The sequence below is a fragment of the Ventrimonas sp. genome (assembly GCF_048380235.1).
In the GTDB taxonomy this organism is placed as follows: Bacteria; Bacillota; Clostridia; order Lachnospirales; family Lachnospiraceae; genus Brotaphodocola.
In genome coordinates this window covers 72399-85384 of record NZ_DBFCCJ010000050.1, presented here as the reverse complement: position 1 = coordinate 85384, position 12986 = coordinate 72399, and the positions used below count along the sequence as shown (strand labels likewise).

Annotated in this window: 11 protein-coding genes, 6 tRNA genes and 1 rRNA gene; 17 read left to right on the top strand and 1 reads right to left on the bottom strand. The window is 48.2% G+C overall.

The genetic code is table 11. The features are described from left to right. The 13 genes from ACMP1L_RS08695 to ACMP1L_RS08635 form a co-directional block, all read left to right on the top strand. A 23S ribosomal RNA gene (locus ACMP1L_RS08695) occupies positions 1–128 on the top strand; the annotation flags it as partial. Positions 129–202: 74 nt separating this feature from the next. Beyond that, positions 203–275: transfer RNA gene (locus ACMP1L_RS08690), tRNA-Asn, on the top strand. A 26-nt stretch (positions 276–301) separates the two neighbouring features. After that, a tRNA-Ile gene (locus ACMP1L_RS08685) sits at positions 302–375 on the top strand. Positions 376–404: 29 nt separating this feature from the next. Further along, a tRNA-Asp gene (locus ACMP1L_RS08680) sits at positions 405–478 on the top strand. 40 nt (positions 479–518) lie between these two features. Then, positions 519–591, top strand: a tRNA-Val gene (locus ACMP1L_RS08675). Between the two features lie 21 nt (positions 592–612). Continuing rightward, positions 613–698: transfer RNA gene (locus ACMP1L_RS08670), tRNA-Leu, on the top strand. Positions 699–806: 108 nt separating this feature from the next. Next, a complete protein-coding gene (locus tag ACMP1L_RS08665; RefSeq protein ID WP_178276052.1) occupies positions 807–1232 on the top strand; it encodes a DUF3783 domain-containing protein in 426 nt (141 codons plus the stop codon). Beyond that, positions 1213–2553: an ABC transporter substrate-binding protein gene (locus ACMP1L_RS08660; protein ID WP_418452710.1), complete on the top strand. Its 1341-nt coding sequence runs from the start codon at positions 1213–1215 to the stop codon at positions 2551–2553. Before ACMP1L_RS08665 ends, ACMP1L_RS08660 begins: the two co-directional genes overlap by 20 nt. Then, the gene (locus ACMP1L_RS08655) at positions 2540–4237 is read left to right on the top strand and encodes a cache domain-containing sensor histidine kinase (protein WP_418452709.1); all 1698 of its coding nucleotides are present in this window, start codon (positions 2540–2542) and stop codon (positions 4235–4237) included. Before ACMP1L_RS08660 ends, ACMP1L_RS08655 begins: the two co-directional genes overlap by 14 nt. Beyond that, on the top strand, positions 4234–5769 hold the full coding sequence (locus ACMP1L_RS08650) for a response regulator transcription factor (RefSeq protein WP_418452708.1): 1536 nt from the start codon (positions 4234–4236) through the stop codon (positions 5767–5769). Before ACMP1L_RS08655 ends, ACMP1L_RS08650 begins: the two co-directional genes overlap by 4 nt. 153 nt (positions 5770–5922) lie before the next feature. Then, entirely contained in the window at positions 5923–6153 is a 231-nt protein-coding gene (locus ACMP1L_RS08645; RefSeq protein ID WP_118530565.1) for an HPr family phosphocarrier protein, read from the top strand. 138 nt (positions 6154–6291) lie between these two features. Next, positions 6292–7596, top strand: coding sequence for an ATP-binding protein (locus ACMP1L_RS08640; RefSeq protein WP_418452707.1), 1305 nt, complete (start codon positions 6292–6294; stop codon positions 7594–7596). A gap of 183 nt (positions 7597–7779) precedes the next feature. Continuing rightward, a tRNA-Arg gene (locus ACMP1L_RS08635) sits at positions 7780–7853 on the top strand. A gap of 48 nt (positions 7854–7901) precedes the next feature. On the opposite strand, the gene ACMP1L_RS08630 is transcribed toward ACMP1L_RS08635, so the two are convergent. After that, on the bottom strand, positions 7902–8060 hold the full coding sequence (locus tag ACMP1L_RS08630) for a helix-turn-helix domain-containing protein (RefSeq protein ID WP_418452706.1): 159 nt from the start codon (positions 8058–8060) through the stop codon (positions 7902–7904). A 126-nt stretch (positions 8061–8186) separates the two neighbouring features. On the opposite strand from ACMP1L_RS08630, the gene ACMP1L_RS08625 reads away from it, so the two are divergent. The 4 genes from ACMP1L_RS08625 (at position 8187) to ACMP1L_RS08610 (ending at position 12983) form a co-directional block, all read left to right on the top strand. Beyond that, the gene (locus ACMP1L_RS08625) at positions 8187–8960 is read left to right on the top strand and encodes an enoyl-CoA hydratase/isomerase family protein (protein WP_418452705.1); all 774 of its coding nucleotides are present in this window, start codon (positions 8187–8189) and stop codon (positions 8958–8960) included. 167 nt (positions 8961–9127) lie between these two features. Next, complete coding sequence (locus ACMP1L_RS08620) at positions 9128–9811, top strand: GntR family transcriptional regulator (RefSeq protein WP_418452704.1); 684 nt, start codon at positions 9128–9130, stop codon at positions 9809–9811. A gap of 199 nt (positions 9812–10010) precedes the next feature. After that, entirely contained in the window at positions 10011–11642 is a 1632-nt protein-coding gene (locus ACMP1L_RS08615) for a class I adenylate-forming enzyme family protein (RefSeq protein WP_418452703.1), read from the top strand. Positions 11643–11840: 198 nt separating this feature from the next. Beyond that, entirely contained in the window at positions 11841–12983 is a 1143-nt protein-coding gene (locus tag ACMP1L_RS08610; RefSeq protein WP_118733290.1) for an acyl-CoA dehydrogenase family protein, read from the top strand. The last annotated feature ends 3 nt before the right edge of the window (positions 12984–12986 follow it).

Here is a 12986-nt window from a genome sequence, read left to right as displayed (position 1 = left end):
CCCTCAAGATGAGATATCCCATACGCAAGTAGTAAGACCCCTTGAAGACGACGAGGTAGATAGGGCAGAGGTGGAAGCATGGTAACATGTGCAGCTGACTGTCACTAATAGGTCGAGGGCTTAACCAAGACGGTTTAGGTAGAAAAACGGATGAAATTCAATATGTGGTTTTGAGGGTACATACCTTCCTATTTAGATATATTCCTCGATAGCTCAGTCGGTAGAGCACGCGGCTGTTAACCGCGCTGTCGTAGGTTCAAGTCCTACTCGGGGAGCTGGTCTGAAAGGACCTCAAGGTTTCGGACCTTTAGCTCAGTTGGTTAGAGCAACCGGCTCATAACCGGTCGGTCCTGGGTTCGAGTCCCTGAAGGTCCATTTTCAATTCCAACTTTATCTTATATTTTGGCCTGGTGGCTCAGCTGGTTAGAGCGCCGCCCTGTCACGGCGGAGGTCGTGGGTTCGAACCCCATCCGGGTCGCTGATCTGTATTCAGATCATTACAATTTTATATTGTAAAAGGGGTCTTAGCTCAGCTGGGAGAGCATCTGCCTTACAAGCAGAGGGTCATAGGTTCGAGCCCTATAGGCCCCATTTGGCGAGTCAGCCATAGATGCCGCAGTGGCGGAACTGGCAGACGCACAGGACTTAAAATCCTGCGGGACTAATCTCCCGTGCCGGTTCGATTCCGGCCTGCGGCATTTACGTGAAAAAGGTATTTCTGTATTTACAGAGATACCTTTTTTTGTTACGCTGTATACATAAGATAAGAAATGAAAACAGAATAATAAATAGGAGATGAAGAAAACATGATCAGAAAAGCAGGACATGAATTGGTCCTTTATTATAATCCGGAAGTCTCATCCAAGGTGATGAAATTAAAAGGTGTTCTGGTACGCATGGGAGTGCGTATCCGTAATGTGGCACCGGAGCAGGTGCTTCAGCCGGTGGGAACGCTTGCCGGGATTTCCGGTTATGAGCGCACAGAGAATGGGGCTGTGCAGGAAACAGAGCTTCCGGCTATTCCGGATGAGATGCTGGTGATGCATGGCTTTACCGGCCGCAGGATCGATGAGCTTTTACTTGGGCTGCGAAAAGCGGGAGTGCCGAAGGTGGAACTGAAGGCTGTTGTGACAGAAAGTAATGCCGGCTGGACTTTTTATCATCTGTATGAAGAAATCAAAGAAGAGCATGAGCGTATGAAGCAGAGAGAAGATGAACAGGGAAAGGCATAACATGGGAAAGTGTGGCTGGGAAGGACATAAGCATAACATGACGGAAGGAAACAGAGCAGAAGACCCGGAAAATGTGAGACAGAAAGATGGAAGGAGCATTATAAGACAGGCTGTGCTGGCTCTTCTTCTATGCGGTGTGGCAGCTCTGGTGGCCTGTGCGCCTGTTAAAGAACCCGAACGGAAGGAAAAGACAGTTCTGCAGCTCTGGCATTATTGGGACCGGGAAGAATCCAGGCAGTGTCTGGCAAAACTGGTTCAGAAATTTAATGACACGCATCAGGACGTTGAAATTCAGATCAACTATATTGCAGATGAGGATTTTAAGAAACGTCTGGTTCTGGCAGCTGCCGATGGGGAACAGCCGGATCTGGCTATTGTAGATTCTTCCGATATCCAGTACTATGATAAAGCTGGAATCCTTAAGGATCTGTCATCAGAAATGAAAGCAGAGAACTATCTTTCCAGGGCGCTTATCAGCTGCCGCACGAAGGATGGCCGTCTGGTTGGGCTGCCATTGGGTCTCAACTGCCTGATATTTTATTACAATAAAGATATTTTGAAGCAGGCTGGAGTCGGAGTGCCCACAACTCTGGAGGAGTTTGTGACAGCTGCGGAAGCGGTTACCTCAGACCAGGTGTCCGGCTGCGCATTTCCGGCATTGCAGAGTGAGGAGAGCAGTTTCTGTTTTTTGCCTATTCTCTGGAATTATGGCGGAAGCCTGGCACAGATCGATTCTCCGGCAGGCAGACAGGCCTTTGGATTTTTAAAGCAGCTGGCGGAGAACAGGGCCCTCAGTGAGGATAATGTGAATATGACAATTTCGGATATTGCGTGGGAGTTTGCAAACGGAAATATTGCCATGGCATTTATGACATCCGGTTACGAGAATGAGATCCGGAAAGAAAATCCGGATTTGCATTTTGCCACGACAAAGCTGCCGTGTGGAGAAAATTCCGTTACGATCAGCGGAGGCGAAGTACTCACAGTGACCTGTGCGGAGCACGAAAAAGCAGCAAGAGAGTTTGTAAGGTTTATGGAACAGCCAGAGCAGACAGAGCTATATCTGGACAGTGCGGGATATCTGGCAGCCCGCAGGGATCTTTTAAAAAAGCAGATCCAGACCGATCCGTCAAAGAAGGCTTACTGGAGTTATCTGAAGCAGGCGAAGCTTAGGGAAATAGAGCCCTACTGGCCTTCCCTGTCCATGGAAGTCGCGGAGAGCATTAACCGGGTCATTTTGGGCGAAGATACCCAGGATGAGTTAGAGCAGCTTTCAGAGCGTATCAGCCGCATCAGGAGGGCGAAATATGAAAAAGAATAGAAGCCTCCGGTCTATGATTTTTTTCCTGGCTGTAGTGTTGATTATTCCAATTCTGTGCTTTACGCTTTATCTACAGGTGCAGACCTGGATGACGATGAAGCATAATCTGCAGAGGGAGCTGGAAGGAGAACTGAATACTGCCAATCACACGCTGGAGATGGTCATAGATAAGTATGATATGGTGCTTTACGATTTCTGTACGGATGATGAGATCATAAAGCTGGTGGAGCAGATCAATGAGTCAGAAAAGCCTTCGGATGCGGTAAAATATCAGATCCGCCGCAACCTGGTCCATATCTGCAACCGGAATGTCGGAGTGGAGGGGATTACCCTGATCACGGAATCCGGTACGGTCTGTTTTTATGATAAGGAAGCATCCTCCTTTGTCTCCACAAAATGGGCAAACAAGATTCCGAAGGTTGATATGCAGGATCAGATGGCTGTGTATCAGGGAAGCTCTTATGTGCTTGGAACAGAAAGCCAGCCGGTTCATATGCTTCAGCTGACCAGGCGTCTGGCAGATTACAGAAACATCAACCGTCAGATCGGTATAGTGGTTCTCAGTGTAAATCAATCTGTGCTGTGGGATGATATCCAGGTCAGTGACAAATCTACAGTTTATATCTGTGAATCAGACCAGATTATCGCGGCGGCGGACCCTGACCAGATCGGAAAAAGTATTGCTGTAAAGTCGCAGCGCGGTTATCGTGTGCTGAAGACAAAGAATGATAAAACAGGCTGGAATGTATACCATTTTTATTCTAAGGTACAGTATGACCAGCAGATCAAGGCTAATATCTGCATAGGTCTGGGATCGATGGTGGCTCTGATGCTGTTGTCAACGGTGCTGCTTACATTTATGATGAGGCCGGTGCTGGATCTGGTGGGACAGCTGGTGTATGCCATGTCGGAAATTGAAAACGGTAATTTTGATGTTCAGATACCCAGTGTAGAGCATCCGACCAACGAAGTGGAACGTATTGTGGCCGGTTTTAATGAGATGTCCGGTCAGTTAAAGCAGCTGGTCGAGAAGGTAAAGCAGTCTACAGTGGATCAGAAAAACGCAGAGCTTCAGGCTATGGAGGCCCAGATTGATCCGCATTTTCTGTATAATACACTGGATACCATCAACTGGAAGGCGCTGGAGCACGATGATTTTGAGGTCAGCAATATGGTGGGGGCGCTGGCGGATATCCTGCGCTATTCCATCCGCAATCCGGGGGATATGGTGAGCATCGGGCAGGAGCTTTCCTGGCTGGAACGTTACACGATGCTGCAGAAGGAAAAGCTGGACCAGCCGCTCATGATAAAAACAGAAGTGCCGGAGAAACTGATGGGGTACCGGATCCACAAGCTGCTTTTGCAGCCTTTTGTTGAAAATGCCATCAATCATGGATTTCGGCGGATGACAAAGCCATGCTGCATTGAGATAACCATGAAGCTTTTCGGTGCGCAGCTTTATATCCGGATCCGTGATAACGGCTGCGGCCTGCCGCAAGAGCTTGTAAATGAGCTGAATAATAAAAACAGCAGTGATGGAAATCATGTAGGTGTGGCGAATGTAAGAAAGCGGCTGGAGCTCTATTATGGGGAAGAGCATGAGATGTATTTTGAGAGCCGGGAAGGAGAAGGAACCAGTGTGCATCTGTTTATCTGCGCAGAAGGGGGGAGACGAGCAGAATGAAGATTATCATAGTGGAGGATGAAAAATCGATCCGGAATGGTCTGGTAAAAATGCTGCCGAAATTGGATCCGGAATATGAGGTCATTGGTTCAGCCAAGGATGGATCGGAAGGATACCAGCGTATCCTGGCTGAACAGCCGGATCTTGTGATCATGGATATTGAAATGCCGGAGATGGACGGCCTGACTATGCTGGAAAAGCTGAGAAAAGAAGGGTTTACAGGGAAAGCTGTGGTACTGACGGCTTATTCCGATTTTTCCTATGCGAAGCGGGCCATTGAGCTAGGCATTGAAAACTACCTGTTAAAGCCGATCAAGCTTGAGGAACTGAAAAAAACGCTGGAGACTGCCAGTGCCTCCTTAAGGCAGGAAGCAGATACACGCAAGATTCAGGAAAAGCTGTTGTCACTGGAACAGATCTTTCGTTCAGCACTTCTGGCGGAGCTTACCGTGGATGAGGAACTGGAGGTCTATGCAGAAACTACCTACGGCATTGACAGCCACGGTACCTTTGCCATTCTGACGGCATATTTAAGTGACTACTATGATGACTATTATGAGCCTGCAGAGCGGTTTCTGGAGCCGTATCTGAAAACAGGAAGCGAGTATTCCGTCTGTATGCTGACTACAGTACACCACAGATCCATCGTGATAGTCTTTTATAATATGAAGGATCCGGAAAAAATCCGCAGCTGGTGCGAAAAGCTGGTGATCCCATCGGCCTACAGCAATCTGAAGCACCCGCCGATCTTTGGCTGGACAGTCTGCCAGGGCCTGACGGAGTTTGCCTCTGCTCTTGAGAGGATGGAGCAGGTCCGTATGTGGAAGCTTTGCTTTCCGGAAGGAAAGCTGATGACGGAAAAACAGATCAGTGCCGTCCAGACAGTGCCGCTCAAATATTCCCTGGATCTGGAGTCTCAGTTAAAGCAGGCGGTGGTGAAGCGGGACCGGGCTGCCTATGACCGCATACTGGAGCAGATCATGGCATACTGTGTAGAGGAACCGCATCACCCGGATGAGATCCGCGAAGCCTGGGCGAGGCTTGTGGTGGCTATGATCGCAGTCGCGGATTCCATGGGCCGGGTGACAGATCACATTTCCATGCGTCATATTGTGGGGGAACTATCTCAGGCAATTTCCTGGCAGCGTATCCGTGAGCTGATGCAAAACTTTTATGATGCGATTACCGGCGGACAGGATCAGCCGGAGAGCGTCAGCCTGCTGGTAAAGCGTGCCCTGTCCATGATCGAGACCTATTACAGCCAGGGCATCACGCTGGAGGAGCTGGCAGAGCGGCTGTGTGTGACCGATGAGTATTTAAGCACGCTGATCAAAAAAGAAACCGGCATATCCTTTACGGAGACCGTGCGGAAAATGCGCATCGAGCGCATCAAGGAGCTGCTTTTGCATTCCAGCCTGAAATTAAACCAGATCGCGGAAATGGTAGGCTATTCCGATCCAAAGTACATGAGTAAGGTATTTAAGGAAGAAGTGGGCATGCTTCCGGCACAGTTTCGGAAACAGAATCATTGACAAAGGAATAACACCTTAAATAGTTACTCCTTTTTAAAAAATTTCCTCTTTGCATTTCTGACGAAAATGGTAGAATAATGTCAACATGAAAAACAAGACATTATATTCATTGACTATATTTGATTTTATTCAATTTTAGAAGGAGTGACCATTATGAGAGAGATGAATCTGACTTTCCGTAATCCGGATGAGGTACTTGATTTTGTTAAGACTGTAGAGCAGTATCCGTTTGACATGGATCTTTGCCGCGGCAGTGTTGTCGTTGACGCGAAATCCTTACTTGGTATCATGAATCTGGGCTTCAACCAGACCGTGAACTTAAAAATCTACAGCAACGACTGCAATGAGCTTTTCCAGAACATTGAGAAGTACAAAGCAGCATAACTCAGAAGACTTTCAATTTATTTGTTCCCCCATACCAGACAGAGTAGCCTCGGCTATTCTGTCTTTTATTTTGCGGAAAATTGTGGTAGAATCCATATAATTACCTTATATACAGAGAAGAAAGACGAGGAGAGAAAGATGTACAAGATTGTTTCACGGTTACTCATCTACGGTGATATGCCGAAGGATACCATTCTGATGGAGCTGGCCGATATCATCCGGAAGGCAGACAACAAGAGCCAGACCAGAGAGGAACTGATTACCAGAACTTTTACCCAGATCAAGCACCTGCTTCAGGTGGCGACAGATTATGCTTTCGATAAAAACCTGTGGCAGAATTATCTGACCTTTCTGCTGATTACCAATGAAAATCCCTTCAGCATCACCTGTGAGAAGGTGGGCGCGAATGAAGGAAGCGTCAATTATTTTGCGAAAAGTGACTTCAGGGCATTTATGGAGCTGTTCCATTATGATTTCAGCGCGCTGGAGGAGTACCTGGGCATTGACTGCTTTACTCGCCTGTCAAACTATAAGGCCATTGGCAAGAAGGAACTGATGTACAATAAGAACGTCAGCGAGAAGGTACGGATGTTAAGCGAAAAGCTGGCGGCAGCAGCAGATGAGAATGAATTCTTTGATGCGGTGACTGGTTTTTACAAGGCGTATGGCGTCGGCATGTTCGGCCTCAACAAGGCATTCCGCATCCAGTCCAGAGAGGATGGCGGCGTGAACTTCTGTGCCATCAACAATATGGATGCTGTCATGCTGGATGACCTGATCGGCTATGAGATCCAGAAGAAAAAGTTGGTTGACAATACCCTGGCCTTCGTAGAGGGGAAAAAGGCAAACAACGTGCTGCTGTTCGGTGACAGCGGTACCGGCAAGTCAACCAGTATCAAAGCAATTGTCAATGAGTTTTACGATCAGGGACTGCGCATGATCGAGATTTACAAGCACCAGTTCAAGGATCTCTCTGCTGTCATCGCCCAGATCAAGAACCGCAATTACCGTTTCATCATTTATATGGATGATCTGTCCTTCGAGGAATTTGAAATCGAGTACAAGTTCTTAAAGGCAGTGATTGAGGGCGGCGTGGAGACCAAGCCGGACAACATCCTGATCTATGCAACCTCCAACCGCAGACATCTTATTAAGGAAAACTGGAGCGACCGCGACGATGTGGAGAGCCAGAACGGCATGCACCGTTCCGATACCATGGAGGAGAAGCTGTCCCTGGTAAACCGTTTCGGCGTGACCATCAATTACTCCAAGCCATCCCAGAAGGAGTACTTCAATATCGTGGTAGAGCTGGCGCACAGGGCAGGTCTTACCATGTCAGATGGCGAACTCCGCGCGGAAGCCAACAAATGGGAGTTAAGCCATGGCGGAATTTCCGGACGTACCGCGCAGCAGTTTATCAATTATCTGCTGGGAACGGTATAAAAGCATGCTGTCATAAATGGAATACATGGCCGGAGAATGGCGTATTTAAGCCATTTTTCGGCCATCTGCAAAATTTGCAAAAATTTTTGCGAAAAAGTTTTTAAAAAGTGTTGACAAAACGGCAAACCTGCGGTATCATATACATCGTTGCAGCGAACAAGAGCTCAACAAACTAAATAATATGTGTGCGTAGCTCAGCTGGATAGAGCACTTGGCTACGGACCAAGGTGTCGGGAGTTCGAATCTTCTCGCGCACGTATTGAAAGGCATTCTCATAAGAGAATGCCTTTTTCCTTTTATAAATTCTATTTTTCTGCGGCTTTCTGTCTTCGGTAAAGCGTTGTCCGGTGGATTTCAAGAGCCTGTGCTGCTTCGCTGAGCTTTCCGTTGTGGCGGGCAATCACGTGTGCAGTTGTATTCGTAATTGCCCCGATCATTACCGTAGCTTTAATGCTTCTGATCATCGTGGCAACCGGTCAGACTTATCTCCCGGTATAAGCTGCATGCAGATCCAGACACCCTTTTGCGACAGAACCGCAGAAGGGTGTTCTGTTTTCCAGGAATCTATGTAATCTGAAAGGAGAATCAGTATGAGCTTTAAGTATATTTTATTGGAGAAAAAAGACGGGATCGCAACCATCACATTTCACCGTCCGGAAGCGCTGAATGCGCTCAATAGTGAGGTGCTGGCAGATCTTGACGCTGTAGTAGACGATGTGATCGCAGATGATGAGGTTCGTGTGGTCGTCTTTACCGGAGAGGGCAAGTCTTTTATTGCTGGTGCGGACATTAAGGAGATGGACGGAGACACGGCGCTGGAGGCAATTCGCTATTCCAGAAAGGGATCTGCCGTATTCCGTAAGATTGAGCTGATGGATAAGCCAACCATTGCAGCTGTGAATGGCTATGCTTTTGGAGGAGGCTTTGAGTTCGTCCTTTGCACGGATATCCGCTTTGCCTGCAGCAAGGCGAAATTCCGTCTTCCGGAGGTAACCCTCGGTATTGTTCCGGGCTTCAATGGTACACAGCGTCTTCCGAAATGCATTGGCATGAACAAGGCAAAAGAAATTCTGTTTACCGGCAAAATGCTGACGGCGGCAGATGCGTTGGAGCTTGGGATTCTGAATCATGTAACGGAGCCGGAACAGCTGATGGAGGAGGTCTATGCGATGGCAGGCCAGATCGCTGGTAATTCCGCATCGGCAATTTCTCTGGTGAAGGCGGCAGTCAACGCCGGCGCCGATATGGATATCGATATCGGAAAAAATATTGAGCTTGGCTATATGGCCGCATGCTTCGGTACACCGGACCAGATTGAGGGCTTTGCTTCCTTTAAGGAGAAGAGAGCAGCAAAGTTCCGCTAATGATGTGATGACAGAATAGGAAAAGTGTGCTCATACCTCCTTCGTTTCTGTCCGTTATTCCGGGTTGCTAAAAAAACGGAATTCCTTTATAATTGTGGTAGAAATGACAGAATATTTGCCTATATGAACCTGAAACCAGGAAAATAAGCAAGAGGGGAAGGCGAATTATGATACCACAGGAAACCATGAGCAGCGACGAAATTTATGAGGAGCTGTGTAATAAAATAGAGAAACTGGTCTATCTGCCGGGAGACAAGATCAGTGAAAATGAGCTTTGCAGGCAGTACGGAGTCTCCCGCCACATCATCCGGACTGTCATCAGCCGGTTAAAGGAGCGTATGCTTCTGACCGTGTATCCGCAGAGAGGTACGTTTGTAAGTCTGATCGACATGAAGAGCGTGGAGCTGATCCTGTTTATCCGGGAGTCGGTGGAGCAGGAGGCAATCCGTCTGCTGCAGTTTGAAAAGCAGGAGGTCCGTGACCGGATGAGCGAAGCCATGAAGGCCTGTATCGAGCGCCAGAGAACAGCCATTTCTGAGAATATCGACATGGATGCGTTCTATCTCCTGGACAATGAATTTCACGGCTGTCTTCTGGAAGCTGTTGGAAAGAAGGATGTCATGGAAATCATCCGGGAGGATTATATCCATTTCCGGCGCTGGAGAAACTTCTATGTAGTCAGGAGCGGAAGGCAGAGAGAAATCATAGAGGAGCACACTGCGCTGATGCATGCTCTGGTAAAGAATGAAACCAAGGAGGCCCATGAGATCCTGCATATGCATCTGAGTACCGAAAACCGTCTGCGCCATATCCGCGAGAAAGTGTCACCGGAATATTTTATCTACCACTAAAATAGACAAAAGCGGAAAATGAAAATCAGCAGTATTGCCGAAAGTTTGGAAATCTGAAAATAATGTTTGCAAATGAATCGGAAAGGTGTTAAGTTATTAACAGAAAAAACTTGTCGACAAGTACGCAAGAAAAAAGCGCAGCATGAAAGCCGCGCTTTTTCTGCGGCGAAAGAATGCTTGAACAGAGGAGTTGTTTGTTATGAGGCTGATTAAAAAGACCATTGCGGAATGTCTCAGAAGCCGGGTCAGGGAAAGCGCGGACCGCATTGCTCTGGAGGCAGATAAGCAGCAGTATACCTGGAGAGATATTGACACGCTCAGTGACTATATGGTAGGAAGAATGCTTTCCTGCGGAATAAAAAAGGGTACGCACGTTGCCATCTGGAGCACGAATTCCCCAAACTGGATCATTGTATTTCTGGCCCTGAGCAAAATTGGCGCGGTTCCTGTGCTTCTGAATACCTGCTACAGTACAGAAGAGCTGGAGAAGGTGATCCGCTATGCAGATGCAGAGTTTGTCTATTACGGGGAGGGCTACAAAAAGCTGGTATATGAGGATATGGTGGCACACCTTTCCGTGAAGCTGGAGGGGACTGTAAAGCGCTGGATCTATATTGGCCGCGATACAGAAAGACACTGGATGACAGAGAAGAGCTTTGTGTTTGCTGAGCGCATGAAAAAGGCAACGAAGGAGATCGGAGGATATATCCGGCAGGTAAAACCGGAGGATACGGCGGCTATTCTCTTTACCTCAGGAACTACGGCTATGCCGAAGGGGGTTATGCTGAGCCACTACAACCTGGTCAACAGCGCGTTGGAGCTGTGCAGCCATATGGGGTGGGCGGCAGAAGATAAAATGCTGATCGCAGTGCCGCTGTTTCACTGCTTTGGCCTGACTGCAAGCCTTCTGGCCAGTATCCATGCGGGATGCTGTATGCATACGATCGAATACTACAAGACCCTGACTGTGTTAAAGACTGTGCAGGAACATCGCTGCACGCTGTTAAACGGAGTGCCGTCCATGTTTCTGGCTATCATCCGCAATCCGGTCCATACGGAATACGATCTGAGCAGCTTAAGAAACGGAATTATTGCCGGATCCCCGGTCAGTGAAGAAGAATATTATGCGATCCGCCGGGAAATTCCGGGACTAATCCTCCATGCTTCCTATGGACAGACAGAAACGTCACCATGCGTCAGCATCAGTGATGCGGCGGATTCGGAAAAGGAACGTGCCACAACGGCAGGACGGGTGCTGCGTCACTGCGAGGTCCGTATTGCCGGGCCGGATGGAAGCTGGCTTTCATCCGATCAGGACGGAGAAATCTGTGTGCGCGGTTATAATGTCATGCAGGGATATTACCGGCTTCCGGAGGAAACGGCAAAGGTGATCGATGCGGAAGGATGGCTGCATACGGGAGACCTGGGACACCTGGACGCGCGGAATTTTCTGTATATTACAGGCCGGATGAAGGAAATGATCATCCGCGGGGGAGAAAACATTTCTCCGCGTGAGATTGAACAGGTGGTGCAGAGCTATCCGGGAATCCGGGAGGTAAAGGTGATCGGACTGCCGGCTGAGGTTCTGCAGGAGATGATCGTGGTATGTATCATTCCGGAGGAGGGACTTACTATCAGCAATGCCGGCCTCATGACTCATATGGAAAACCATCTGGCTTATTACAAGCTGCCGGCCCATATCGTACGCATGGACTCATTTCCGATGAATGCCAGCGGAAAGGTTATTCTGGGAGAATTAAAAAAGCAGGCGGCAGAAATTATCCGCACAAATCCGGAGATCACCAGCACGGAGCCGCTGAGGACCCGTTAAAGTGTAGCGAAAGCTTATTCAGCACAGAAGCCCTGATAAAGTGCACAAAAATGGATGAGCAAATTCGTTAAAATAGGGGAAAATGCCGCGCTTATACATGTAACTATAGACATGTCATAACCGATGTGTTATAATTTGAATATATGTTAGAGAAATAACAAACAAAACAAACAAAGCAGTTCCAAAAGGAGGCAAATCATGATTCTTTCTGCGAAATATGAGTTAATGAGAAAGAACTTCCGTAACTTTGCGGAGACGGAGTTTACGACCGAGATTCAGGAAAAGCTGGATAAAGAGGGCGGATTTGATACAGAAATGTATAAGAAAATGGCCAGATATGGTTTTCCAGGCATTAAGATTCCGGTAAAATACGGCGGTCAGGGTGGTGACAGCCTGGCATATGTTCTGATGAATGAAGAATTTGCCAGAATATGTCCGGTTCTTGCTATCTATGCAAATACGTCCAACTCTCTTGGCGGAGGTCCTCTTCTTGCCTGCGGCAATGAGGAACAGCTTCAGAAATATCTGGTCCCGGTGGCAAAGGGTGAGAAGCACATCTGCTTTGCGCTGACTGAGCCGGGGGCAGGCTCCGATGCTGGCAGCATGACCACAAGAGCGGTTGAGGACGGTGACTACTATGTGCTGAACGGACGTAAGTGCTTCATCTCCGGCGCACCGATCGCAGATTACGCTGTTGTCTTTGCAAAGACAGATCTGACCCAGAAGGGAGCAAAGGGTATCTCCATTTTCCTGGTAGATATGAAGCTTCCGGGTGTTTCCTGCGGCAAGCCGGAGGCCAAGATGGGTATCAACGGATATCCGACTAGTGACATCGTATTTGAGAATGTAAGAGTACATAAGAGCGACCTGGTAGGCCCGTTAAATAAAGGTTATGCAGTCGCAATGTCCACCCTGGACGGCGGACGTCTTGGCGTTGCCGCACAGTCTCTTGGTATTGCCCAGGGCTGTCTCGAGGAAGCAACCAACTACGCAAAGGAGAGAAAACAGTTTGGCAGGCCAATCTCCTACAATCAGGGAATCAGCTTTATGCTGGCCGATATGGCTACTGAGATCGAAGCAGCGCGCTGCCTGATCTACAACACCGCTATGGCAAAGGATGCAGGCGACAAGAATGCTTCCGTTATGTGCTCCATGGCTAAATATTACGCATCTGAGATGGCAAACCGCGTAGCAGGCAAGGCAATCCAGATCCACGGTGGTTATGGTTTTATCAAAGAGTACAAGGTAGAGCGTCTGTACCGCGACGCACGCGTCATGACTCTGTATGAAGGAACCAGCCAGGTACAGCAGATCGTTATTTCCAGAAGTCTGTTAAAGTAGGAG

What these genes read in the sequence shown, in the direction of transcription:
- ACMP1L_RS08665 (WP_178276052.1), top strand. Translation starts at nt 807, where the DNA reads ATGATCAGAAAAGCAGGACATGAATTGGTCCTTTATTATAATCCGGAA.
- ACMP1L_RS08660 (WP_418452710.1), top strand. Translation starts at nt 1,213, where the DNA reads ATGAACAGGGAAAGGCATAACATGGGAAAGTGTGGCTGGGAAGGACAT.
- ACMP1L_RS08655 (WP_418452709.1), top strand. Translation starts at nt 2,540, where the DNA reads ATGAAAAAGAATAGAAGCCTCCGGTCTATGATTTTTTTCCTGGCTGTA.
- ACMP1L_RS08650 (WP_418452708.1), top strand. Translation starts at nt 4,234, where the DNA reads ATGAAGATTATCATAGTGGAGGATGAAAAATCGATCCGGAATGGTCTG.
- ACMP1L_RS08645 (WP_118530565.1), top strand. Translation starts at nt 5,923, where the DNA reads ATGAGAGAGATGAATCTGACTTTCCGTAATCCGGATGAGGTACTTGAT.
- ACMP1L_RS08640 (WP_418452707.1), top strand. Translation starts at nt 6,292, where the DNA reads ATGTACAAGATTGTTTCACGGTTACTCATCTACGGTGATATGCCGAAG.
- ACMP1L_RS08630 (WP_418452706.1), bottom strand. Translation starts at nt 8,060, where the DNA reads ATGATCAGAAGCATTAAAGCTACGGTAATGATCGGGGCAATTACGAAT.
- ACMP1L_RS08625 (WP_418452705.1), top strand. Translation starts at nt 8,187, where the DNA reads ATGAGCTTTAAGTATATTTTATTGGAGAAAAAAGACGGGATCGCAACC.
- ACMP1L_RS08620 (WP_418452704.1), top strand. Translation starts at nt 9,128, where the DNA reads ATGATACCACAGGAAACCATGAGCAGCGACGAAATTTATGAGGAGCTG.
- ACMP1L_RS08615 (WP_418452703.1), top strand. Translation starts at nt 10,011, where the DNA reads ATGAGGCTGATTAAAAAGACCATTGCGGAATGTCTCAGAAGCCGGGTC.
- ACMP1L_RS08610 (WP_118733290.1), top strand. Translation starts at nt 11,841, where the DNA reads ATGATTCTTTCTGCGAAATATGAGTTAATGAGAAAGAACTTCCGTAAC.